This window comes from Hyphomicrobium sp. (genome assembly GCF_019744875.1).
In the GTDB taxonomy this organism is placed as follows: Bacteria; Pseudomonadota; Alphaproteobacteria; order Rhizobiales; family Hyphomicrobiaceae; genus Hyphomicrobium_C.
The window spans coordinates 429,725-452,613 of record NZ_JAIETU010000005.1; the positions used below are offsets into that span (position 1 = coordinate 429,725).

Below are 22,889 nucleotides of genomic sequence, written 5' to 3' on the forward strand. Positions count from 1 at the left end.
GCTTCTCGCCTCAGCCGAGCGCGACGTTGGCTGCGCTCTCCGGCAACTCTTCTCCGAACGAGCGCTGGTAGAACTCCGCCACGAGGGGGCGTTCGAGCTCATCGCACTTGTTCAGGAAGGTGAGGCGGAAGGCGAAGCCGATGTCGTTGAAGATCTCCGCGTTCTCCGCCCACGTCATGACGGTGCGCGGGCTCATGACGGTGGAGAGGTCGCCGTTGATGAAGGCCTGGCGCGTGAGGTCGGCCACACGCACCATGCTCGACACCTGCTTGCGCTTGGCGTCCGTCTTGTTCCACGACTTCACCTTCGACAGCACGATGCGTGCCTCGTCGTCGTGCGGCAGATAGTTCAGCGTGGCGACGATGGACCAGCGGTCCATCTGGCCCTGATTGATCTGCTGCGTGCCGTGATAAAGGCCGGACGTGTCGCCGAGGCCGATGGTGTTGGTGGTGGCGAACAGGCGGAAGGCCTGATGCGGGCGAATGACCTTCGACTGGTCGAGCAGGGTCAGGCGGCCCGAGACCTCCAGCACGCGCTGGATGACGAACATCACGTCCGGGCGGCCGGCGTCGTACTCGTCGAACACGAGCGCGGTGTTGGACTGCAGCGCGAACGGCAGAATGCCCTCGCGGAATTCCGTGACCTGCTTGCCATCCTTGAGGACGATCGCGTCCTTGCCGACGAGATCGATGCGCGAAACGTGGCTGTCGAGGTTGACGCGGATGCACGGCCAGTTGAGGCGCGCCGCGACCTGCTCGATGTGGGTCGATTTGCCGGTGCCGTGATAGCCCTGGATCATGACGCGGCGGTTGTATTTGAAGCCTGCCAGGATCGCGAGCGTGACCTCCCGGTTGAAGAGATAGTCCGGATCGAGATCCGGCACGTGGTCGTCCGCCTTGGAATAGGCCGGCACTTCGAGATCGGAGTCGATCCCGAACACCTGACGAACCGAGAGCTTCATGTCGGGGAGGCCGGAGGAGGCCGGGGCAGTGCTGGTTTGCGCGCGCATTGAGACCCTAAATCGGCAATTGAGGCATCCGAGACTTGGTTCGGACGGGCTGGTTCAGGGCGCTCTAGTCTTCGCCAACGGCAAAGAGGCCCGGGGAGGTTCTGGCGGAGGTCCGATCCGGCGCAGCAAGCTGCCGCGCTCGCCGTCGGAAGGGCTCAGACGAGTCCCGCCTTCTTGAGATAGTTATAGGCTTGGATAATTTCACGCAACGTGTCCGCAGACCGCGTGTCCCCGCCATTCGCGTCCGGATGGTGCCGCTTAACCAACTCCTTGAACCGAGCCTTGATTTCGGCCTTCGTCGCGGTCTCGGTCAGATGTAGCGCATCGAGGGACTTGCGCTCGATCGGCTTCAGCACCCGGCGGCGCTCGACGGGCTCCTCGCGACCCTTGCGCGGGCGCTCGGTAAACAGGCCGTGCGGGTCCTGGTCGCCGCCGCCCCGGGCCTTGCCGCCGGTGGGGGCGCCTTCGCTGGTGCCGTGCGCCCACGAGTTCGCGCCCACCTTCCAGGTCGGGCGGTGGCCGGTGATGGCGTCCTTCTGGAAATCGCTCACCTCGGCATCGCTCATGCCGTCAAAATAGTTGTAGGCGGCATTGTATTCGCGCACATGGTCGACGCAGAACGCGAAGTACTCGCCGTCGCGGCCACGGCCCATCGGCGCGCGGTGCGGAGCCGGGCGATCACACCCCTTCCACTGGCAGGTGGGGTACTGTTGCTTGGACTTCTCTTCAGCCGCGCGTTTCGGGCCGACGCGGATCGAATCGAAGTATTTCGAATTGAGTTTCATGGCTTGGATTATGATCCGCTCGACACCGTCGCACAAGACGAACGCGGCAACGCCATTGCCACATCTCGATCCGTCCGCCTCTCAATGAAAGGATGCTCTATGTCAGCGGAAGCGCGCTTGCGCGAAAAGCTCATGGTGGCCCTCGAACCTACTCGTCTCGACATTGTGAACGAAAGCGAGCTGCACGCGGGCCATCGCTCGTCGCCGAACACCGGCGAGAGCCATTTCCGGATTCTCATCGTGTCACCTCGTTTCGCGGGAGTTTCGCGCGTCGGCCGCCATCGCCTCGTCAACGAGGCGATCGCGGACGAACTGTCCGGGCGCATCCACGCACTCGCGCTGTCGACTTATGCGCCCGGCGAAAGCTTGGGATAGGACGACGTCTCGTCCGCGCCCTCGCGCATCCTGGCCTCGAATTCCGCAAAACTCAGGCCCTTGCCGCCGCGCCTGTGGAAATAGACATGCTGGGCCAGCCAGCGCATCGGCGGCAGCGTCAGCGCGAGATCGATGAGCGGATTTGGCGGGGCCATGTCGAGCGCCGCGCGCATCAGCTTCTTGGCGGTGAAGGCGGGAAGCTCGGACGCCAGAGCGACCGGGGGAGGCGCGCCCATATCCTGCAGATGATCGGCAATGAGCTGCGCAGACCGCCGGCCCAGCTCGAAGGCGAGCTTGATGCCGCCGCCGGTAGCGGGCGAGACCTGCCCGGCCGCGTCGCCGACGAGCATTACGCCGTCGGCTGACCAGGGCGAGACGAGGCCGCCCGCGGGAATGCGGCCCGACCGGCGCTCGACGGCGCGCGCTTCCGCATAGCCGAAGATCGGCTCGGTCGCGGCCAGGAAGCGCTTGAGATCCGGCCGGCGGCCGGGGCCGACCGCGAGACCCGCCTGCGTTACGGAGGGGCCGGGCGCGACCCAGCCCAGATAGCCGGGGGCGAGTTTCGAATCCAGGAAGCAGTGGAGGAAGCGCGGGTCTGCGCGGGACAGGCCTTCGTATTCCACCTCGATGCCGGTCAGAAAGCGCGTGTTGCGCCCGAGACCGAAGGCGCGCGCGACGGCCGACCTGGCGCCGTCCGCGCCGAGGATGTAGCGGGCCGCGATGTTGAGGCCGTGGAAGCGAAACACGCCGCCATCGCGCGAGGCACCTTCGAAGCGCGCGCGATAGAGAATTTTTGCGCCCGCGCGCATCGCCTCACTCGCCAGCCAGCGCAGCACGTTCGCCGTGTCGGTCGTCAGGAAGAAATAGCCGGGCGCGAACAGATCGATGGACCGGTGGTTCGGCGCGTAGAGCCGCACACCATGCACGCGGCGCGTGAGCGCATGAGGAATGTCGATCTCGTCGGCCGCTTCCTTGACGAGGATGCCCGTGGTGGCGACGCGATGGCCGGCTTCGGGCTTTGCGTCGAGCACCGCTACGGAAAGGCCGCGCATGGCCGCCGTGCGTGCCGCGACAAGCCCCGCGAAGGACGCGCCGACGATGACGAGATCATAGGGACGGACCGTTTCCTGCATCCAACTCTCCGCTTCCAAGCGGGCGAAGTGTGCCGCGGGATTGTGGCGTCCTCACGCTATCGAGAGGGATGCGCGATCATTTACGCGGCGTCGCGACCGCCATTGCGCGGTCGGCGGATTTGGCGGGAGCCGCGTCCTGCTGGCCCAACCGCTTGATGCGAACGGCGGCGATCTTGTTGCGGCTTCGGCGCAGGATCTCCATGCGGTAGCCATGGAACGTGAACACCTGTCCGGGCTCCGGGATCATCTGGGCTTCGTGCACCACGAGCCCGGCGATCGTGGTCGCTTCGTCGTCCGGCAGGTCCCAGTCCATCGAGCGGTTGAGATCGCGGATCGGCACGGTGCCGTCGACGTTGATCGTGCCGTCGGCCTGCGGGCGGATCTGCAGGTCGGCGGTGTCGTGCTCGTCCGAGATCTGGCCGACAATCTCTTCCAGAATGTCTTCGAGCGTGACGAGGCCCTGCACCTCGCCATACTCGTCCACGACCATCGCCATCTGGGCGTTGCGCTTCAGGAACTGCTGGAGCTGGTCCTTCAGGGTGGTCGTGTCGGGCACGAACCAGGGCTCGGCGGCGATGCTCATGATGTCGAGCTTGGAGACATCCCAGTTAGCGCGCGAGGGCGCCGAGCAGATCCTTCGTGTTGAGCAGGCCGACGATGTTTTCCGGCTCGTCCTTCCAGACCGGCACGCGCGTATACTGGGAGCGCAGCACCTCGTCGATAATCACCTGCGGGCTTTCGGTGGCATCGAACGTTTCCATCTTGGTGCGATGGACCATGATGTCGGCCACCTGCATCTCGCCGAAGCGGAAGACGTTCTGGATGTACTCGGCTTCGCCGCTCGCGATCTTGCCGTGCTCGGCGGATTCGCCGACCAATCCCTCGATCTCGGCTCCGGAGAGCACTTCGTGCTGGGCGGATTCCTGCACACCCAGCGCTGCGAGAATGGCGCGCGACGCTCCGTTCAGCAGCCAGTTGAGGGGATAGAACAGCCAATAGGAAATATGCAGCGGATAGGCGATCCATCGCGAGACCGGCTCGGGCTGACGTATCGCCAAAGTCTTCGGCACCTGCTCGCCGACGACGATGTGCAGCGACGAGAACACGAGGAAGCCGGTGACGAAGGACGTGAAATGCAGCACCCGCTCCGACAGGCCGAGCGGCTCCAGCAGCGGCTTGAGAATCGCGGAGACCACAGGTTCGCCGACCCAGCCAAGCCCGAGCGAGGCCATCGTGATGCCGAGCTGGCAGCAGGCCAGATAGGGCTCGATGTTGTTCATGATATCGAGCACGAGCGCAGCGCCCGTCTCGCGGCGCTCGATCATCGCCTTGACGCGAAAGCCGCGGCTCTTCACCAGCGCGAACTCGGCCGCGACATAGAACGCGTTGGCGAGCAGCAGAAAAACCGCGATCAGAATTTGAGATGTAATCGAAGTCATCGCTATGCCGCTGCGATCTCACGCTCGAGGAATGCGCGCACGGTTGCCTCGTCGATGTCGCGCGAGACGAACGCCTCGCCGATGTTGCGCACGAGAATGAACGTCAGCCGGCCGTCCTTGACCTTCTTGTCCTGGCCCATGAGCCGCACGAGGTCCTCTGCGTTGGCCTTGCCGCCAGGGATGTCTGCGATTTTCGTCGGGAGCCCGACCGCCTCGATGTGCCGGGTGACGCGTTCGGCCGTTCCAGCTGGGCAGAGGCCGAGGCTTTCGGAGAAGCGGAACGCCAGGCACATGCCGATCGCCACGCCCTCGCCGTGAAGGAGGCGGTCCGAATAGCCGGTCCAGGCTTCGAGCGCATGGCCGAACGTATGGCCGAGGTTCAAAAGCGCGCGGTCGCCGGTCTCGTGCTCGTCGCGCGCGACGATGGCGGCTTTCGCCTTCACACTCGTCTCGATGGCTGTCACCAGCGTTTCCTGGTCGTAGGAGAAGATGCCGTCGTGCGCCTGCTCCAGCCAGCCGAAGAAGCTCGCGTCGCCGAGCAGGCCGTACTTCACGACTTCGGCGTAGCCCGCGCGCATCTCGCGGGGGGGAAGCGTCTTCAGCACATCCGTATCTGCGATCACCAGCGACGGCTGATGGAACACGCCGATCAAGTTCTTGCCCTGGGGCGTGTTGATGCCGGTCTTGCCGCCGACGGAGCTGTCGACCTGAGCCAGCAGGGAGGTCGGGATCTGAACGAAGCGTACGCCGCGGCGCAGGACGCCAGCGGCGAAGCCCGCCAGATCGCCAATCACGCCGCCGCCGAACGCGACGACGAGATCGCCGCGCTCAAGGCCTAGCTCCAACAGGCGCTCGCACAGCGGCGCCAGCTCGCGGAAGCTCTTGGTGGGCTCGCCCGGCTTCAGCACGATGGACCCCTTGTGGCGGCCTTCGGCGCGCAGGCTCGCTTCGAGCGCGGCCAGATGGTGGCTCGCCACGTTTTCATCCGTGACAATGCCGCAGCGCGCCTTGCCCAGACGGCCCGCGATGAGCCGGCCCGCCTCGGCCAGCAGATCCGGCCCGATCAGGACGTCGTAAGCGCGGTCGCCGAGCGGGACGTTGACGGTCCGGCTCGCGCGCGTCGTTGCGGCCAGGGAGTGGGCTAGGGTCGGCATCGGGCTGTCATCTTCTCAGCTACAATCTCTGCGGCACCCACAGCTATCAGATCGAAGGGGATTGCGCCAACGAGGGGTGGTTCGCCACCGCCGCGATGATCTCTGACACAATGGTGTCGTGCGGCACGTCCCGGCTTTCCACCGTAATGTCGGCCTCGGCATAAACCGGATAGCGTGCGGCCATCAGGTTGCGCATCACGCCCTCGGCATCCCCCTTGAGGAGGGGGCGGGTGTCGCGCTTGCCGACCCGGCGCAAGAGCACGTGCAACTCCGCACGCAGCCAGATCGACAGCCCCGCATCGCGAATTTTGGCGCGCGTGTCAGCCATCATGAATGCTCCACCCCCAGTGGCCAGAACCTGGGGCCCGGCCGAGAGCAATCGGGAGATCACCTTCGCCTCGCGGTCGCGGAAGAACGCCTCGCCGTGGTCGTTGAAGATTTCCGTGATCGACTTCTGAGCGACGCGCTCGATTTCCTCGTCCGCGTCGACGAACGGGAGACCGAGGCGGACGGCCAGCCGCTTGCCGATGGACGACTTTCCGCAACCCATCAGCCCGACCAGCACGAGCGACCTCCGGCCGAGCGCCCGGCGCACCGTTTCGATCGTATCCTTTTCGTGGTCCATCGCGTATCTGTCTTCCGGCCGCTTCGCCGCGTCGCGGCGCAGGTCCATTGTCCGCGCACTCTTTACTTCAAGTTTGGCCGGTTGCCAAAAATGCGGCGCAATGTTCTCTCTTGCTGCGGATCTATCGACGTTTGCGTCGCCGCCTTTGGCTTTGCCGACACATTCACTTTGCCGACATACTGGCACTTTGCCGACATACTGGCACTTTGCCGACATACTGGCGCTTTCGCCGACGCACCGACCGGGGACATGTCCTCTATGCCCAGCCTTTTCCGCTTCCTCATCTCCACCGGCTCGCTGGTGGCGCTGGTGTCGGCGGGATTGTATATCCTTGCCAACCAGTTCGAGCCGCAGCGGCACGAGGTGGTTAAGGTCGTTCCGGGCGTCAAAATTCGCAAGCCGTGACGTGAGCCCTCCATGCGCCCCAGTCCGCGCCGCGAGCCCTGTAAGAGCATGAGGCTTTCTGGCCGGATGCGCGCGCGGCGGCGCATTTCAGTCATGAGCGTGGTCTACGGACTATCCCTGCTGGCGCTGAGCGCGGGGGGAACGGGGCTGCTCGCCAGTGCCGCAAATGCCGGCGGCTCCACGTTCACCTCCGAAGATCTTGCCCCTCCCGCCGCGTCCGAGGAAGCCCAGCGCGGCGTGATCCGCGAAGAGCTCGACCCTGTCATTTCGCCGGACGGCTCGGGACTACCTTACGAGCTTTGGAGCGGTCTCTCGCCCGACAAGCTCGCCGAGAGCATCGCGCAGCTCGACCTGCCGCCGCGCTCGCGCACGTTGAACGGGCTGTGGCGGCGGCTGATCGCGTCGGATGTCGCGTCGCCGGGCGCAAGCCCCGCCCGCTTCACGGCGCTGCGCGTGGAAGCACTCGACCAATCGGGCCTGATCGAGGAAGCGGCCGCCGTGCTGGCGCGGGATGCGTCCGCAGAAAAGGACCCGCTCCACATGGCGCTCTCGGCGCGCAGCGAGATCGGCCTCGGCAACGCCGAACGGGGATGCGAAATCGGCAAGGGGCTGCTTGCGGTCCGTTCGGCGCTGCCGAAACCGGTCCAGGCCGACGCCCTCCTGATCAACGGCTATTGCGCGCTTCAGCGCGGAGACGCAGACGGGGCCGCTTTGCAGGCGAGCCTGTTGCGCGACCTCGACCTCTCGGCCTCGCCCGGGGCGGATCTGCTCGATGCGGCGGCGGCGGGTGTCGCGCCGTCTATTCCAACGGGCGTCAAGCTTTCGCCGCTCGACTACCGGATCGGCTCGGTGAAGGGCGGCTTCGACCGCGACCGCCTGATCGGCGCGGCGTCACCGGCGCTGCTGGCCGCGCTCGCGCACGATCCACGCACCGCCCCGGATGTGCGCCTTGCAGCCGGCGAGGCCGCGACCCAGCTTCACATCCTCACGCCCCAGGCGCTGCTGGCGCTCTATCGCGCGCCAGGCGCGGGGGGCGACGCAGGCACCATCGAACGCGCCCGTCTCCTTGCTTCTGCGGAGAGTGAGAAAACGCCCCTCAAAAAGGCGCGTCTCATCCGTGCGTTTCTCGACGAGTCCCGTCGCGTCGGCCTCTACTGGCCGGCCTTGCAACTGATGGCCGATCCCACCCAGGCGCTCGAACCCGTGCCCGAGATCGGGTGGTTCGCCGAGACGGCCATCGAGGTCGCGATCGCGTCCGGCAATTTCGACGCGGCGCGCCGGTGGGCGAGCTTCAGCGGTTCGGCGGACAGTCTGAACCCTGCCGCGTCGCAGCCGTTGGCGCACTGGATCGTGCTGGCCGACCTCGCCGATCCTTCGGCGGGCACGGATCGCGGCGGCGGGCTCGCGGCTGTCGAAGCCATGACGCTCGGCGGCCGGTTCGACGCGGGGCTGCTGCATCGCCTGACGACGGCGCTCGATGCACTCGACCTCGCGGTGCCGATGGCGCTTTGGGACCAGGCCAGCCGCGTGCCGCAACCGGCGGGCGGGCATCTGCCGGACACGGGCGTGCTGTCTGAATTGGCTGAGGCATCGCGCAAGAAGGAGTTCGGGCGAACGGTGCTGCTCGTGATGCGCGCCATCGGGCCCCAGGGCGCGGAAGGCGCGCACCTGATCGCATTCGGAGACTCGCTGCGTGCGCTGAAGCGCGCGGGCCTCGAAGCGGAAGCGCGGCAACTCGCGGTCGAAGGGCTGTTCGCCGCCTGGCCGCGCGCGGTCAGCCAATGACGGCGCTCCTCCCATGAGCGGCGACGACCAGCGTCACATCACGGCGTTTCTCGAAATGATGGCGGCTGAGCGCGGCGCGGCGGCCAACACGCTCGAAGCCTACGGGCGCGATCTTGCCGACTATCTCGCGTTCCTCGCCCGAGCGGGCATCGCGCTAACCGCGGCTGGGAAGGCCGACGTGTCACGCTATCTCTCAGAACTATCGGTGGCCGGTCTCAAGCCGGCGTCCCGCGGGCGGCGGCTCTCGGCGGTGCGCCAGCTCTACAGGTTTCTCGAAGCGGACGGCATCGTGCGCGAAAGCCCGGCGGACGGCATCGCCGGGCCGGGCAAGGGACGCCCGCTTCCCAAAACGCTCTCCGTCGACGAGGTGGACCGTCTCATCGACGCGGCGGCCCGGGCGGCGGACGGCCTGAGCGGGCGCGACCTCGTGCGTGCCGTGCGCCACCATTGCCTGCTCGAGATGCTGTATGCGACGGGCTTGCGCGTGTCCGAGCTGGTGTCGCTGCCTCGAAGTGTGCTGAAGGGCGATCCGCGGCTGCTCACCATTCGCGGCAAGGGCGGGCGCGAGCGCCTCGTGCCGCTCAACACGAAAGCCCGTGTCGCGCTCGACCGCTATCTGGCCCTCGGCTCGCATCCGGAGGACGGCGTGGCGGCGACGGTCGCGACCCGCTACCTCTTTCCCTCGCGCGCCGAGGAAGGCCATCTCACGCGCCAACGGTTCGCGCAGGATCTCAAGGAGACCGCCGCGGCGGCCGACATCGACGCCGACCGCGTCTCGCCGCACGTGCTGCGGCATGCGTTCGCGAGCCACCTCCTGGACCGGGGCGCGGACCTCAGGACCGTGCAGAGCCTGCTCGGGCATGCCGACATCTCGACGACCGAGATCTACACGCATGTGCTCGAAGAACGCCTCAGGCGGCTCGTGACCGAGCATCACCCACTGGCGAAAGACGGGACCTGACCGGCCGATCCGGGGCGCCCGGGCGCTCATTCGCCGTGCTTTCGGGCTGAAACTGACCGGTTTTCTGCGATCGGCTCCCCGCGGTCCTGAGGGCGGCGGTAGGCCGCGCCGTTTACGAAGAAACGGGCGGGGGTTGACAGAAAATCGGCGGGAGGGTCAACGTGCCCCGACTTTCCAATAATTCCGACCGAACTTAGTCCCGCGGCAGGATGAGGCCTATCCTTGGAACCCACGAAGTCTGATCGCCCGATCGCCGTTAGAACGTATCTCGATTTCGAGAAGCCCATCGCCGAGCTCGAGAGCAAGGTGTCCGAGCTCAAGGGGCTCGAGGGCGGCGAAGGCGTGTCGATCTCCGAGGAAATCAAGAAGCTCGAGCAGAAGGCCAAGGCGGCGCTCGTCGACACCTACGGCAAGCTGACGCCGTGGCAGAAGACGCAGGTGGCGCGCCATCCGGACCGGCCGCACTTCTTCGACTACATCAAGGAGCTGATCGAGGACTTCACGCCGCTCGCAGGCGACCGCTACTTCGCCGAGGACGAAGCGGTGATGGGTGGTCTCGGCCGCTTCCGCGGGCGCTCCGTCGTCGTTATCGGGCACGAAAAAGGCTCCGACACGGAAGGGCGCATCCGCCACAACTTCGGCATGGCGCGTCCCGAAGGCTATCGCAAAGCCGTGCGCCTCATGGAAATGGCCGACAAGTTCGGGCTTCCGGTGATCACGCTGGTCGATACGGCGGGCGCCTATCCCGGCATCGGCGCCGAGGAGCGCGGGCAGGCCGAGGCCATCGCGCGCTCGACCGACAAATGCCTCGCAATCGGCGTGCCGATCATCGCCGTCATCATCGGCGAGGGCGGATCGGGCGGCGCGGTCGCGATCGCATCGGCCAACCGGATCCTGATGCTCGAGCACTCGATCTACACCGTGGCCTCGCCGGAAGCGGCGGCCTCGATCCTGTGGCGCGATTCCGCCAAGGCCATCGACGCGGCAACGAACATGAAGATCACGGCGCAGGACCTCGACACGCTCGGCGTGATCGACGTCATCATCCGTGAGCCGGTCGGCGGCGCCCACCGTGACCGCACGCTGGCCATCCAGACGGCCGGAGACGCCATCGCCAAGGCGCTGGCCGAGTTCGACGACAAATCTCCAGTCGAGATCAGGCGGTTGCGGCACGACCGCTTCCTCGACATCGGGCGTCAGTTGTAGACGCGCCTCAGGGCCACAGAAAAGACCTGTCACCCGGCCTCCACAGCTTGGTGGCCGTAACGACGCCGCATTCCGCAGGCACGCTTGACATTCGCGCCCTCGCACTGAAAATATTGGGAAATCCGTAACGTTAATGGAATCTTTACGGTTTCGGGCAGATGGTCGTTCGTATGCGCCAGGGGGAACGCGTGTGCGTCTAAACATCCTCGCTGACAGGATCGTCTCTCGCTTGAAGCTCGCGCTCTGCGCCGGGCTCGTGGGCGGCGTGCTGGCCGCGTGCGGTGCGATGCCCGAAATCCTACCCCCCTCCGAACAGCCTCTGGCTCCCGAAACCGTCTCTCTGCTCGGCAAGAAGGGTATGAGCACGAGCGCACCCATCTTCGTGCGGATCTTCAAGGAAGAGTCCGAGCTCGAAGTCTGGAAGATGCGCGACGACGGGCGCTTCTATCACTTCAAGACCTACCCGATCTGCAATTGGTCCGGCGAGCTGGGGCCCAAGCAGGCGCAGGGCGACATGCAGGCGCCCGAGGGCTTCTATTCGATCTCTGAAACGCAGATGAACCCGAACTCGAAGTTCTATCTGGCTTTCAACCTCGGCTATCCGAACGCCTACGACCGCGCGCTTGGGCGCACGGGCGAGGCGCTCATGGTGCACGGCAAGTGCAAGTCCGCCGGCTGCTACGCCATGACGGATGCGCTGGCGGAGGAGATCTACGCGCTCGCGCGGGACGCATTCCGCAGCGGGCAGACCAGCTTCCAGGTGCACGCGTTCCCGTTCCGCATGACGGCGGAGAAGCTCGATCGCTTCAAGAAGCACAAGTGGTACACGTTCTGGTCGACGCTTAAGCAGGGCTACGACTTCTTCGAGATCAACCGCGTGCCGCCCGCCGTGGCCGTGTGCGAAAAGCGCTACGTCGTGAATGCCGTGATGACCGCCCAGCAGCGCATCGATCCGCTCGGGCGCTGCCCCACGTTCCTGCGGCCGCAACTGCAGCCGTTCTCGCCGCGCGCGTCGGACGGGACGCTCGCCACCGAGCGCATCACGGCGCCGGGCCCCAAGACACGTGACGCAACCGAAGTCGCCGTGACGACGACGCGGGCGCAAGAGGTCTTTGCAAACTCGCAGGCCGCGAATTCGCAGGCCTTTGGCTTCGGCGAGACCGGCGGGCTGCCTGATACGCGCGCGTCCGGCATGACGTTCCCCGGCGCCTCGGCGCTCGGCTACAATCCCTAGTGCAGACGTGAGCAAGGCTCCCAGGTCTTTTGCAGCCAGCGCCTTCTCGGCGGGCTTGCGCCTGATCCTCTTGCTGCTGATCGCTGTTCCCATTCTGGCGGGCATCTATGCCGTCGCGCGCCCTGTGGAGGCCGAGCGCGACTGGATCGGGCTCCAGCGATACTGGCGTGTCACGTTCTCGCGGTTCGGCATTCCGCTGCCGGGCACGCCGGATCTCGGCAATCTCAACGGCCGCCTCGCGGCGCATGGCGTGGCCGCTGGCGATCCGATCCTGATGCGCATCTTCAAGCGTGAGTTCGAGCTCGAGCTTTGGATGATGCGGGACGGCCGCTTCCACCGCTTTGCGACCTATCCGATCTGCAAATGGTCGGGCGAGTTGGGCCCCAAGATCAAAACCGGCGACCGGCAGGCGCCCGAGGGCTTCTATACGGTCGACAAAACCGCTCTCAATCCGAACAGCGCCTGGCACCGATCCTTCAACCTCGGGTTCCCGAACGCGTTCGATCGCTCATTGGGGCGCACAGGATCGTTCCTGATGGTGCACGGCGGCTGCGGCTCGATCGGCTGCTATGCCATGACGAACCCCGTCATCGATGAAATCTGGCGCCTCGTGACGGCCGCGCTCGGGGGCAAGCAATCCCGCTTCCAGGTTCAGGTGTACCCGTTCCGTCTGACCGAGACGAACCTCAGCCGGCATAAGGGCTCGCCACAGCACGCGTTCTGGACCAGCCTCAAGCCCGGCTACGACCTTTTCGAGGCGAGCCAGACCCCGCCCAAGGTCAGCGTTTGCGGCAAGAGCTACGCCTTCGCGCCCGGCGCCGAGGGATATGACGGCAGCTCCGTCATCGAGGCGGGCTGCCAGACGGTCGCGCCGGCGGCCCCTGCCACCGCGCCATAAGCGCCCGGCCGCATCGTTAACGCGCGGCACGTTTTCCACACGGCGCTCATTTTCACGCGGGACTGCCCCGCGCGAGACTGAATTATCGATAAAATGCAGCTATCATTTCGCGGCGCCCCGGCGCGTGGTTCGATCTCGTGGCGTGTTTTTCTCGACAGGGTGAGAGATGGCGGGCTCTAAGCCACGCTCGTGGGTTTTTGCGGCTGCGACTGTGGGCCGGCGCTGTGCGGCCGGGCTGGCGGTTGGCGCCGGACTGGTCGCGGGTGCGCTTGGCCTCGGCGCTGGCGACGCTCACGCGATTTCAATCGAGCTCAAGGATGTCGCAGCGGACCGGATCGAGCGCCAGCGCGCCTTTACCGACGGACGCACGCCGCTTCCCAAAACACCGGATACCGCGCTCTTCAAAGAGCGGCTTGAAGCGGCGGGCGTCAAATCCGGCTCGCCGATCCTGCTGCGCATCTTCAAGGAGACGAGCGAACTCGAAATCTGGATCGAGAAAGGCGACCGCTTCGTGCTGTTCGCCACGTATCCGATCTGCCATTGGTCGGGCACGCTCGGGCCCAAGCTCCGGGAAGGCGACAAGCAGACGCCGGAAGGGTTTTACTCGGTGTCGCAGAAGCAGCTTCGCCGCCTCGGGCGCTGGCCGCGCGCCATCAATCTCGGGTTTCCGAATGCCTACGACCGCGCGCTCGACCGCGACGGCTCCTATATCCTGATGCACGGCGGCTGCTCATCCGTCGGTTGCTTCGCCATGACCAATACGGTCATGAGCGAGATCCACGGGCTCGCGACGGCCGCGATCCAGGGCGGGCAGCGCTACGTGCCGGTGCACGTGTTTCCGTTCCGCATGACCGACGCGGCGCTCGCGGCCCGCTCCGACAGTCCGTGGCACGGGTTCTGGTCGATGCTGCAGACCGGCTATACGTCATTCGAGCGCACGGGACGGCCGCCCCGCATCAGCGTCTGCAAGGGCGCCTATGTCGTCGAGGATGCGCGACCGAAGTCTCTCTCCGCAGAGCGCGACACCGAGGATCGACGCGGGCGCGGGAAATCGCGCAGCGGCATGATGCTCGGCGCGCTGCATGTGGGCTGCCCGGACCCGCCCCCAGTTACGACGGCGGAAAAGACGCACGCCGAGGCCGCGATGCCGCCCGGCGCCGAGACCGCAAAGCCGCGCTGAGCGACGCCCCTCTCCCTCCGTAGCGCGCATTTGCGCGGCTTGCGGCGCGGGCCGCGCATGTCTACACCCTCATCTCCGATCAGCCGGTAAACGAGAGAGATCCGATGCGGGACCCAGCCTCCAACCCAGTCGAAAAGGCCCTTGAGACGTTGATTTTCGCGAGCCGGTGGATCCTGGCTCCGTTCTATCTCGGGCTCGCGCTGTCGCTCGTCGTGCTGCTGATCAAGTTCATGGCGGAGCTGGTCCACATCGCGGCGCACGCGTTCACCTCCACCGAGAGCGAGGTCATTCTCGGCGTGCTGGCGCTGGTGGACATGACTCTGACCGGCTCACTGCTCGTCATCGTCATCTTCTCGGGCTACGAGAATTTCGTGTCGAAGATCGACCACAGCGGACATCGCGATTGGCCGGAGTGGATGGGCACCATCGACTTCTCCGGCCTCAAGCTCAAGCTGCTCTCGTCCATCGTCGCCATCTCGGCAATCCAGCTTCTCAAGCAGTTCATGTCGCTCAACACGGTCTCTGACCGCGACATCTTCTGGCTGGTGCTGATCCACGTCGTGTTCGTGGTGTCGGGCGTTCTGCTGGCGCTTTCGGACCGCATCGCGGGCCACGGCACGAGCGGCGGAAAATCGGATCACTAGCCGCGCGCCCACGGCCGCACGCGGCGCGCATTTCCGGGCGCCAATCGCCCTGTATCGGAAGCCCGCCTGGCGCGGGCTTCCGCCGCGTCAGGCGACGCGCTTGCGCTTCTGTTTGTTCAGGAACGCAAGCATCTCTTCCTGTGGGCGCGCCTTGCTGAACAGGAACCCCTGGCCCTGCTCGCAGCCGATATGGCGCAGGCATGAGAGTTCCGCGTCGGTCTCGATCCCCTCGGCGGTAATGGTCTTGCCCAGCGTATCGCCCAGGCCGACGATGGCGCGAACCACCGCCTGCTTCTCGACATTGCCGCAGATGCCGCTCACGAAGGACCGGTCGATCTTGATCTTGTCGAAGGGGAAGCTGCACAGGTAGCCGAGCGAGGAATAGCCGGTGCCGAAATCGTCCATGGCGATACGCGTGCCGAGGCGGCGCAGGGCGTCCAGCGTCTCGAGCACGGCGCTCGACCGGTCGAGGAACAGCGATTCCGTGATTTCCAGCTCAAGGCGTTCCGGCGCAAGCCCGCTCGTCGCGAGCGCGTCGCGAACCATCGCGCAGATGTCGCCACCGCGAAACTGAACCGGCGAGATGTTGACGGCCACGCGCATGTGCTCGGGCCATGCCATCGCGTCACGGCACGCGCGGCGAAGCACGGCATCGCCGAGACGCGCGATCAAGCCGGCCTCCTCGGCGATCGGAATGAACTCGGCCGGCGAGATCGGCCCCCGCTCGGGATGCGTCCAGCGCACGAGCGCTTCCGCCGCCACGGTATGGCCGTTCGCGAGAGAGACGAGCGGCTGATAGTGCACGTCGAGCGTTCCCATCTCGACGGCGAGGCGAAGATCCTGCTCCAGCTTGCGGCGCGCCTGGGCGCGCGCGTCCATGTCAGCTTCGAAGTAGCGGTAGGATCCCTTGCCGCGCTGCTTGACCTGCGACAGCGCCAGGCTCGCGTTTTTCATGAGCTGGTCGGCCTCGCTTGCGTCGCCGGGAGCAACGGCAATGCCGATGCTGCAGCCGGTGACTACGGGCTGGCCGTTGATCATGTACGGCCGTCCGATCACCTCGATGAGACGCTTGGCGAGCGCGCTGACGTCTTCGATGTCGTTTGCGCCGGCCATGATGATGCCGAACTCGTCGCCGCCGAGGCGGGCGGCCTTCGAGTTCTGGCGCAGCGTCTTGCTGATGCGGCGGGCGACGGCCTGGAGGAGAAGGTCTCCGGCGGCCTGCCCCATCGTTTCGTTGACGGCCTTGAAGTTGTCGAGGCCGATGCAGAGCGACGCGCCGATACCGCCATCGCGCGCGATAGACGCGATCAGCTCCGCGGCGTGGTCGAGGTGGCGGGCGCGATTGGCGATGCCGGTCAGGGCATCGTGATCGGCGAGATAGGCCACCTGCGCCTCGGCGCGGCGGCGCTCCGTGATATCGACGGCGGCGACGAGCACGGCGGGAACGCGCTCGTGCACGATTGCTTGCGAGAAGATGGCGACCTCGATCTTGGTGCCGTCGCGCTTCAGATGCGACCAGTACCGATCGCGCAGGGAACCGGGCGCGGGACTGTAAAGCTCGTCGACGTGGGCATGACCTTCCACGGCATGCAGGCATTGCACGGGCCGGCCGATCAGCTCCTCGGCGGAATAGCCGTAGTGCTCGCGCGCGGACGCGTTGGCGGACAGAATTTGCTTGCCGGCCTGCGAAACGACGTACATGGGTACGGGATTGGCTTCGAACAGCAGGCGGAAGGACGCTTCGCGCTCTTTCAGTTCGGTGATGTCGACGCGCAGGCCCACGACGCCGCCGTCCGCGGTGCGACGCTCATCGATCAGAATGCAGCGTCCGTCCGCAAGCCACTGCTCCTGGCGTCCGGCCGGGGCCATCATCTGCTTGAGGCGGTCGGCAATCCATTCCTCTTCACGGCCCGACGCGGAGGGATAGTCGCCGCGCTCGACGCCGATGCGCAGCGTGTCTGCAAGGCGCACGCCGACTTTGAAGAGGTCGGCCGAGCGATGATAGATCCTTGAATACTGCTCGTTCCACAGAACGTAGCGGCCCTCGCCGTCGAGAAACACGATGCCCTGGGGCAGAATTTCCAACGCCTCGCGAAGTCGCGCATTCGCCGTGCGCGCCGCTTTGACCGCGGTGCGGGCTGTTTCGAGCGCGCCTTCGAGCTCCGAGATCTGCGCCGCCGCATCCGCGCCGTGGCGCGTGGCGACGTCGCCGCTCAGCACCTTGAGCGCTGCCCGCAAAGGCCTTCTCCCGGCGCCCTGCAGCCGACTGTCGATTTTTCGCCTAGTCATTCACAGCACCCACGCACGATGCATTTTCCCTTGCAGCGACTATCCGGTGACCTTGTTAAAGAGCCGTATTGCTGGGCTTTGGGGCGCGGCGCGGAAGCCCTTGGGACAAGGCGCGGATGCATATTTGGCAGGCAGCGCGCGAGGGGCAGCGCCCCGGATCCGGTAAGCTGCGATTAACGCGTGCTCGTTGCGTCGGCAAAACGCGGCGTTCAGAGTGGGGCAACCGGCGCGTGCAAAGAGTGCCCCGCATGCGTCTGCCCAATTGCATTGCATTTGATCTATTTTCGGCAGACTTCCATCGTGGTTAGCGGGACCTTACCGTGCAGCGCTTTCCCATCCTGATCGTGGGCGGCACGGGTGCCTTCGGCGCCCGGATCGCCGAGCTTCTCGCGCGCGACGCCGCCATCGAGGTCATTCTCGGCGGGCGGACGCGCGGTGCGCTCGACGCACAAGCGCGGGTGCTTTCGGGCGCCTCGGGGCGCTCGACCGGCATCGCCGTGCTCGATGCGACGCAGGTGTGCGGAGACGACATCGCCAAGACCGGCGCGGCGCTGGTCATCAACGCCTCCGGTCCGTTCCAGACTTCAGACTACCGGCTCGCCCAGGCGGCCATCGCCGCACCATGCCACTACATCGACCTCGCCGACGCGCCGGAGTTCGTGACGCGCTTTCCGAGCCTGGACAGCGCCGCACGCGCGGCAGACGTGCTGGCGGTTTCCGGGGCAAGCTCCGTCCCGGGCCTGTCGTCGGCGGTGGTCTCGCAGCATCGCGCCGCGTTCAGCCGGCTCGAACGTCTCGACATCGCGATTTCGCCCGGCAATGCCTTCGATCCTGGCGTCGCCACCGTGGCGTCTGTGCTTGGAGGCGTGGGGCAACCGCTGCGTATGCTCGACGGCGGCGCATGGCGGACGGTGTACGGCTGGCAGGGCCTGGAGCGGGTCGATTTCGGCGCGGCCGGGACGCGATGGGCCGGCTACGTCGACGTGCCGGATCTCGTTCTCTTTCCCGCGCATGACGCAGGGCTTCCCGCGGGAGGTCCTGGGCTCGGCACCGTTCGCTTTCAGGCAGGGCTCGAGGTCGCGGCGTTCCACCTCGGGCTATGGGCGGCGTCATGGATCGTGCGGAGCGGCCTGGTTCGCAGCCTTGCGCCGCTCGCGCCCGCCCTGCTGCGGATCAAGCGGTCGTTCGCGGGATTGGGAAGCGACCGCGGAGGCATGGTGGTTTCCATGAGCGGGACGGGCGTGGACGGAGAGCGAAAGACCCTGCGCTGGCTGCTGGTCGCGCGATCCGGTCACGGGCCCTATGTGCCCGCGCTCGCCTCCGTGGCGCTGGCGCGGCGGCTTGCCTCCGGCCTCGAAACGCGGCGCGGCGCGCATGCCTGCTTCGGTCTCGTCGGGCTCGACGCGATGCTGGCGGAAGCGCGCCACCTCGACATCGCGTGCACCCTCGAAGAAAAGCCCCTCCTGCGAGGCGCAGAAGGGGCTGGAAAAACCTGAGTGTCGCGAGACGCGGACTACGTGCGCCAGGGATGCTCCGGAAGATCGGACACGCCGACCACCTTCACACCGGCCTCGGCGACCCTGTGATCGTTTTCAACCGAGCTTCCCGACACGCCGATGGCACCGACGAGAACGCCTTCGTTGTCGACGATCGGCAGACCGCCCGGGAAGGTGATGAGGCCGTCGTTCGAGTGCTCGATGCCGTAGAGCGGACCGCCCGGCTGCGAGAGACCGCCGATCGCGCCCGTCGGCATGCCGAAGAACACGGCCGTCTTCGCCTTCTTGATGGCGATGTCGATCGAGCCGACCCATGCGTCGTCCATGCGATGAAACGCCTTTAGGTTGGCGCCGCTATCGACGACAGCGATACACATCTTGGTCTTGGTCTTCTGAGCCTCCTTGCGGGCGGCGTCGATGATCTTCTTGGCGTCGTCGATCGTTACGTGCATGGGTCTTTTCCTCCGGGAGCGCGGGCAACTTCGCGCGTTTCGTCATATCGCTTCGGCGGTTGCCGATTTCAATCCCTGCGGCGTGCCCCACGCCGCGACGTTTTCTCAGCCCTCGGCCTTGTCGGCGCTCAGCTTGTAGAGGTTGGAGAGCAGTGCATCGAAGCCTCCGGCGCTGCCGCCGGTGTGCAGATCGATGCGTCCCACCTTCTCGACCAGCTTCTCTAGCGCCTCGAGCTCCTTCAGGCGCAGCAGCAGCGGATTGTTTTCCATAAGCTTGGCCGTGTTGAGCAGCGAGCGCGTGGCCGCCGTCTCTTCCTGGCGGCGGATGATGTTGGCCTTGGCGAGGCGCTCGGCTTCGACGACCTTGTTGAGGAGGTCGCGCACGTCTCCGGGCAAGATAACATCCTTAACGCCGATTTCTCCGACCTCGGCGCCCAGCGCGGCTGCGCGTTCGGCCACATAGGCGCGCACCTCGCGGTCGATGGTGTCGCGGGCGGCGAGGATCTCGTCGAGGGAGCGTGCGGCCACCGCCTCGCGGATCGCGAACTGGATCAGACGATAGAGCGTCGCGTTGACGTCGCCTGACGCCATCGCGGACTTTTCGGGATCGACGATGCGGGCGAAGGCCGTCAGCGTCACGCGGATGCCGACGCGGTCCTTGGTGAGGATTTCCTGCGCCGTCACTTCGAGCGGCTGCGGCCGCAGGTCCAGCTTCGCCACGCGCACCTGGCGGCCAATGGCCCAGAACGCATGCCGGCCGGGCGACAGGCGCTCGGTCAGAACGCCATCGACGAACAGGAGCCCGGCCTCGTGGGCTTCAACGACTGTCGCGACGATGGAATTTCCGGAGCGTGCCGCATCCAGCTTATCGAGATGGCGCTTCTCGACACGCAGCGTCTCGGCCGTATCGATCATCTCGACCGCGACCACCGTCAACGTCTTCCAGAATGCGCGTGTGGTGTTCGGCAGCACGAGATGCTTGGGATCGCCGTCCAGCGAAACGATGGCGACCTCCGTCGGGCCGGGCTGGACGATGACGAAGTTCTCGCGCGCGATGTCCGGCTCGGTCTTGGCGAAAAGCAACGCCTGCTCGGGCAAGATCTCGGCTCGCAGGACCTTGACGATCTCGACCGAAAGCTGACCCATCAGGTCCAGCTCGGTGAACCGGCCCGGCCGGAGCAGCTTCTCGAACCGTCCGTCGCGCCGCAGAATGCCGCGCTCGTCGTCCCTGACGATGGCCGTGGTCCAAAACTTGAAACGCGACATGAAACGCTCCGAGAAAAATTGCGGGGCCGACGGGGCGGCCGACGGCGGAAAATTCAGTAGTAGGCGACTAGCGCGATCGCAGGTCACCGGCCGCTACGCCACGACGAGAGAGCGGGCCCTTGCTTGAGCCGCGCGGCTCTGCCTTCCACCGCGCAATCGCCGCCTGCCGATCCCGAAAGATCAACGGGCGCGTTTCGCGCGGCTCCGGCTTTGCCGCGAGGCGGTATCCGCAAGGACGCGGAGCGCTTCGACGCTTGCCTCTGGTCCACCCGTCGGCCGAAGCCTCGGTGGCGAACCATCGGCGGGAGTAGCAACCGGCTTCCGAGATGAGATCGCTTGGAAAACGATTGGCGGGGGATTCGAACCCCCCACAGCGAGAGTAAAAGTCTCGTGCTCTAACCACTGAGCTAGCCTTTGGAGAAGCTTAAGGGAATTGAACCCCCGACCTCCCGGCGACAGCCGGACGCTCTACCACTGAGCTAAAGCCTCGATTAACCCCGAAGACGCGGAACACGCCGCCGCAGAGCGGAGCGCGCCAGCCGGGTCTCAGAGAGCCCGGACACGTGGCGCCACACAGGGGCCGCCAGTAGAGGGGGAAAATCCGGCGAAAATCTACTCTTCCAACCAGAATTTCCGCCAACATCGTTACACGGATGCCACCCCGATCCGCCGACGGTGCATTTGCGGCTCCAGGCGCGTTGCAATGGGGTGGGCCCGGGAGTAACGACGAGGAGGTCCGAGTGCCGCCGGGAACAGCCCTCCGGGGGCGCTCGCGGCAGGTTGGCCGCCAGTTCCGCGCCGGGTGCAGGGCACCTTCGGCCGGGGAGGCGGTTTCATCAGAATAGGACTTGCGATGTCGAGGTTGGCTCTTCCGCTCAGCGCGCTGGCGCAGCGCTATGACGTGGTCGTCGTGGGGTCCGGCTACGGCGGCGGCGTGACGGCGTCCCGCCTGTCGCGTGCGGGCAAGCGGGTGGCCGTGCTCGAGCGTGGCCGCGAAATCCAGACGGGGCAGTTCCCGCAGAAATTCTCCGAGCTCAAGAACGAATTCCAGGTAACGGGCGCAAACTTTCGCACGGGCTCCGAGCAGGCGATCTACGACGTGCGCCTCGGGCGCGACATGCACGTGCTCGTAGGATGCGGCCTCGGCGGCGGCTCGCTCGTCAATGCAGGCGTCTCGCTCGTGCCTGACCGGCGCGTGTTTACCGATGACGCTTGGCCGGGCCAAGTGGCGCAGGACGGCTTCATCGAGGAAGGCTACCGGCGCGCCGAGCAGTGGCTGCGGCCGGCATCCGATCCCCGCGCGCGCGAGATGACCAAATACAAGGTTCTGGACCGCGCCGCAGGCGAGGCGGGCGGGGCCATCGTGGCGCCGCGCATCGCCGTCAGCTTCGAGGATATCGTCAATCCGGCGGGCGTGACGCAGGCCGCGTGCACACGCTGCGGCGACTGCTGCGCGGGCTGCAACGTCGGCGCCAAGAATACGGTGGCGCTGACCTATCTGCCCGACGCCGTGCGCCACGGCGCGGAGTTGTTCACGGGTCTCAAGGTCGACACCATCCGCAAGGGCGCAGACGGCCTCTGGAAGGTCTCGGCGCGCGCTGTCGGCGCGGATCGCGGCACGGTGTCAGACGTCACGATCGAGGCTCCGGTGGTCGTGTTGGCGGCGGGCACGCTCGGATCGACGGAAATTCTTCTGCGCTCGCGCGAAGCCGGGCTCGCCCTGTCGGACAGGCTCGGACAACGCTTTTCGGCCAATGGCGACATCATCGCCTTCGGCTACGGCGCGAAGCCGGCCGTCAACGCCGTCGGCATCGGCTATCCGCCCAAGGTGGCCGACCTCGAAGTCGGCGCGGCCGTCTCAGGCCAGCTCGAATACTACGACGCCGAGACGCTTACGAACGAGGTGCGCGTGCAGGAAGGCGCGTTGCCCTCGGCTTTCGCATCGGTGCTGCCGGTTCTGTTCGTGCCGAACGGGCGGCTGCTCGGCGCGCTGCAGAGCCTCGTCAACGGCGTCTACAAGGGGCCGTTCGCGCACCTGCAGACCTTCTTTGCGGTCTCGCACGACTCGGCCTCGGGCCGCTTCTCGCTCGAGGACAACCAGCTCGCGCTCTCGTGGGCCAACGCCAAGGACGAGCCGGTCTACGCGCACCTCGACAAGATCCTCTCGAAGCTCGTGGCGGCGAGCGGCGGCTCTTACGTCAAGAACCCGCTGGCCGGCACCGTCATGGGCCATCAGCCCGCAACCGCGCACCCGCTCGGCGGCTGCGGCATGGGCCGCGATCGCACCGACGGCGTCGTCGATCACAAGTGCCGCGTGTTCAACGGGGCCGCGAATGCGGGCGATACCGACGTTCACGAGGGGCTCTACGTGATCGACGGGGCGGTCATTCCGCGCTCGCTCGGCGTCAATCCGCTGCTCACCATCACGGCCGTGGCCGAGCGGGCGATGCTGCACTTTGCGCAAGATCGCGGCCTGAGCTACACAACGGCACCCGTCTCGGAGCCGTTTTCCGCCGTCACCGCTCCGGGGCACGCCGCCGCGCCAGCCTGACC

Annotated in this window: 19 protein-coding genes, 2 tRNA genes and 1 pseudogene; 11 read left to right on the forward strand and 11 right to left on the reverse strand. The window is 66.3% G+C overall.

Going from position 1 to position 22,889, the window contains the following annotated elements:
- Window positions 1-10: 10 nt before the first annotated feature.
- Window positions 11-1,009, reverse strand: a complete 999-nt coding sequence (gene cobS / locus K2Y42_RS11990) for a cobaltochelatase subunit CobS (protein WP_291152672.1) — start codon at window positions 1,007-1,009, stop codon at window positions 11-13.
- 155 nt (window positions 1,010-1,164) lie between these two features.
- A complete protein-coding gene (locus tag K2Y42_RS11995) occupies window positions 1,165-1,794 on the reverse strand; it encodes a J domain-containing protein (RefSeq protein WP_291154031.1) in 630 nt (209 codons plus the stop codon).
- Between the two features lie 99 nt (window positions 1,795-1,893).
- On the opposite strand from K2Y42_RS11995, the gene K2Y42_RS12000 reads away from it, so the two are divergent.
- Window positions 1,894-2,169 carry a BolA family protein gene (locus tag K2Y42_RS12000; protein ID WP_291152674.1) on the forward strand — a complete coding sequence of 92 codons (276 nt, stop codon included), beginning with the start codon at window positions 1,894-1,896 and terminating at the stop codon, window positions 2,167-2,169.
- Here the strand turns inward: K2Y42_RS12000 and K2Y42_RS12005 are convergent.
- The 4 genes and pseudogenes from K2Y42_RS12005 to K2Y42_RS12020 all read right to left on the reverse strand — a co-directional run bounded on the left by K2Y42_RS12005 (window position 2,142) and on the right by K2Y42_RS12020 (window position 6,568).
- Entirely contained in the window at window positions 2,142-3,302 is a 1,161-nt protein-coding gene (locus K2Y42_RS12005; protein WP_291152677.1) for an NAD(P)/FAD-dependent oxidoreductase, read from the reverse strand. The two genes, K2Y42_RS12000 and K2Y42_RS12005, sit on opposite strands and share 28 nt — an antisense overlap.
- A 76-nt stretch (window positions 3,303-3,378) precedes the next feature.
- Window positions 3,379-4,741: pseudogene (locus K2Y42_RS12010) on the reverse strand (hemolysin family protein).
- 2 nt (window positions 4,742-4,743) lie between these two features.
- Entirely contained in the window at window positions 4,744-5,895 is a 1,152-nt protein-coding gene (gene aroB / locus K2Y42_RS12015; RefSeq protein ID WP_291152680.1) for a 3-dehydroquinate synthase, read from the reverse strand.
- Between the two features lie 46 nt (window positions 5,896-5,941).
- Window positions 5,942-6,568, reverse strand: a complete 627-nt coding sequence (locus K2Y42_RS12020; RefSeq protein ID WP_291152682.1) for a shikimate kinase — start codon at window positions 6,566-6,568, stop codon at window positions 5,942-5,944.
- Window positions 6,569-6,610: 42 nt separating this feature from the next.
- Between K2Y42_RS12020 and K2Y42_RS12025 the strand changes: the two genes are divergently transcribed.
- From K2Y42_RS12025 to K2Y42_RS12060, 8 genes are all read left to right on the forward strand, one after another.
- Window positions 6,611-6,925 carry a hypothetical protein gene (locus tag K2Y42_RS12025; protein WP_291152684.1) on the forward strand — a complete coding sequence of 105 codons (315 nt, stop codon included), beginning with the start codon at window positions 6,611-6,613 and terminating at the stop codon, window positions 6,923-6,925.
- Between the two features lie 93 nt (window positions 6,926-7,018).
- The gene (locus tag K2Y42_RS12030; protein ID WP_291152687.1) at window positions 7,019-8,710 is read left to right on the forward strand and encodes a hypothetical protein; all 1,692 of its coding nucleotides are present in this window, start codon (window positions 7,019-7,021) and stop codon (window positions 8,708-8,710) included.
- Window positions 8,711-8,723: 13 nt separating this feature from the next.
- The gene (locus tag K2Y42_RS12035; protein ID WP_291152690.1) at window positions 8,724-9,671 is read left to right on the forward strand and encodes a site-specific tyrosine recombinase XerD; all 948 of its coding nucleotides are present in this window, start codon (window positions 8,724-8,726) and stop codon (window positions 9,669-9,671) included.
- Window positions 9,672-9,920: 249 nt separating this feature from the next.
- Window positions 9,921-10,877, forward strand: a complete 957-nt coding sequence (locus K2Y42_RS12040) for an acetyl-CoA carboxylase carboxyltransferase subunit alpha (protein ID WP_291154033.1) — start codon at window positions 9,921-9,923, stop codon at window positions 10,875-10,877.
- A 229-nt stretch (window positions 10,878-11,106) separates the two neighbouring features.
- Window positions 11,107-12,111: a murein L,D-transpeptidase family protein gene (locus tag K2Y42_RS12045; RefSeq protein WP_291152692.1), complete on the forward strand. Its 1,005-nt coding sequence runs from the start codon at window positions 11,107-11,109 to the stop codon at window positions 12,109-12,111.
- 7 nt (window positions 12,112-12,118) lie between these two features.
- A complete protein-coding gene (locus tag K2Y42_RS12050; protein WP_291152695.1) occupies window positions 12,119-13,009 on the forward strand; it encodes a murein L,D-transpeptidase family protein in 891 nt (296 codons plus the stop codon).
- A 166-nt stretch (window positions 13,010-13,175) separates the two neighbouring features.
- Window positions 13,176-14,189 carry a murein L,D-transpeptidase family protein gene (locus K2Y42_RS12055; RefSeq protein WP_291152697.1) on the forward strand — a complete coding sequence of 338 codons (1,014 nt, stop codon included), beginning with the start codon at window positions 13,176-13,178 and terminating at the stop codon, window positions 14,187-14,189.
- A 104-nt stretch (window positions 14,190-14,293) separates the two neighbouring features.
- Window positions 14,294-14,833 carry a TIGR00645 family protein gene (locus K2Y42_RS12060; protein ID WP_291152700.1) on the forward strand — a complete coding sequence of 180 codons (540 nt, stop codon included), beginning with the start codon at window positions 14,294-14,296 and terminating at the stop codon, window positions 14,831-14,833.
- Window positions 14,834-14,920: 87 nt separating this feature from the next.
- Here K2Y42_RS12060 and K2Y42_RS12065 read toward each other — a convergent pair whose 3' ends face one another.
- Entirely contained in the window at window positions 14,921-17,071 is a 2,151-nt protein-coding gene (locus tag K2Y42_RS12065) for an EAL domain-containing protein (RefSeq protein WP_291152702.1), read from the reverse strand.
- A gap of 371 nt (window positions 17,072-17,442) precedes the next feature.
- Between K2Y42_RS12065 and K2Y42_RS12070 the strand changes: the two genes are divergently transcribed.
- On the forward strand, window positions 17,443-18,618 hold the full coding sequence (locus tag K2Y42_RS12070) for a saccharopine dehydrogenase NADP-binding domain-containing protein (protein ID WP_291152705.1): 1,176 nt from the start codon (window positions 17,443-17,445) through the stop codon (window positions 18,616-18,618).
- A gap of 17 nt (window positions 18,619-18,635) precedes the next feature.
- On the opposite strand, the gene K2Y42_RS12075 is transcribed toward K2Y42_RS12070, so the two are convergent.
- The 4 genes from K2Y42_RS12075 to K2Y42_RS12090 form a co-directional block, all read right to left on the reverse strand.
- Window positions 18,636-19,070, reverse strand: a complete 435-nt coding sequence (locus K2Y42_RS12075; protein ID WP_291152707.1) for a heme-binding protein — start codon at window positions 19,068-19,070, stop codon at window positions 18,636-18,638.
- A 105-nt stretch (window positions 19,071-19,175) separates the two neighbouring features.
- Window positions 19,176-20,336 carry a slipin family protein gene (locus K2Y42_RS12080; RefSeq protein WP_291152710.1) on the reverse strand — a complete coding sequence of 387 codons (1,161 nt, stop codon included), beginning with the start codon at window positions 20,334-20,336 and terminating at the stop codon, window positions 19,176-19,178.
- 348 nt (window positions 20,337-20,684) lie between these two features.
- Window positions 20,685-20,749 (reverse strand) — tRNA-Lys (locus tag K2Y42_RS12085).
- A gap of 2 nt (window positions 20,750-20,751) precedes the next feature.
- Window positions 20,752-20,825 (reverse strand) — tRNA-OTHER (locus K2Y42_RS12090).
- A gap of 364 nt (window positions 20,826-21,189) precedes the next feature.
- Between K2Y42_RS12090 and K2Y42_RS12095 the strand changes: the two genes are divergently transcribed.
- A complete protein-coding gene (locus K2Y42_RS12095) occupies window positions 21,190-22,887 on the forward strand; it encodes a GMC family oxidoreductase N-terminal domain-containing protein (RefSeq protein WP_291152712.1) in 1,698 nt (565 codons plus the stop codon).
- Window positions 22,888-22,889 lie beyond the last annotated feature (2 nt).

Bases quoted from the DNA above. Each gene is read 5' to 3' on its own strand.
- K2Y42_RS12000 (WP_291152674.1), top strand. From the start codon at position 1,894: ATGTCAGCGGAAGCGCGCTTGCGCGAAAAGCTCATGGTGGCCCTCGAA.
- K2Y42_RS11995 (WP_291154031.1), bottom strand. From the start codon at position 1,794: ATGAAACTCAATTCGAAATACTTCGATTCGATCCGCGTCGGCCCGAAA.
- aroB (WP_291152680.1), bottom strand. From the start codon at position 5,895: ATGCCGACCCTAGCCCACTCCCTGGCCGCAACGACGCGCGCGAGCCGG.
- K2Y42_RS12075 (WP_291152707.1), bottom strand. From the start codon at position 19,070: ATGCACGTAACGATCGACGACGCCAAGAAGATCATCGACGCCGCCCGC.
- K2Y42_RS12025 (WP_291152684.1), top strand. From the start codon at position 6,611: ATGCGGCGCAATGTTCTCTCTTGCTGCGGATCTATCGACGTTTGCGTC.
- K2Y42_RS12035 (WP_291152690.1), top strand. From the start codon at position 8,724: ATGAGCGGCGACGACCAGCGTCACATCACGGCGTTTCTCGAAATGATG.
- K2Y42_RS12030 (WP_291152687.1), top strand. From the start codon at position 7,019: ATGAGCGTGGTCTACGGACTATCCCTGCTGGCGCTGAGCGCGGGGGGA.
- K2Y42_RS12055 (WP_291152697.1), top strand. From the start codon at position 13,176: ATGGCGGGCTCTAAGCCACGCTCGTGGGTTTTTGCGGCTGCGACTGTG.
- cobS (WP_291152672.1), bottom strand. From the start codon at position 1,009: ATGCGCGCGCAAACCAGCACTGCCCCGGCCTCCTCCGGCCTCCCCGAC.
- K2Y42_RS12005 (WP_291152677.1), bottom strand. From the start codon at position 3,302: ATGCAGGAAACGGTCCGTCCCTATGATCTCGTCATCGTCGGCGCGTCC.
- K2Y42_RS12020 (WP_291152682.1), bottom strand. From the start codon at position 6,568: ATGGACCTGCGCCGCGACGCGGCGAAGCGGCCGGAAGACAGATACGCG.
- K2Y42_RS12095 (WP_291152712.1), top strand. From the start codon at position 21,190: ATGTCGAGGTTGGCTCTTCCGCTCAGCGCGCTGGCGCAGCGCTATGAC.
- K2Y42_RS12060 (WP_291152700.1), top strand. From the start codon at position 14,294: ATGCGGGACCCAGCCTCCAACCCAGTCGAAAAGGCCCTTGAGACGTTG.
- K2Y42_RS12080 (WP_291152710.1), bottom strand. From the start codon at position 20,336: ATGTCGCGTTTCAAGTTTTGGACCACGGCCATCGTCAGGGACGACGAG.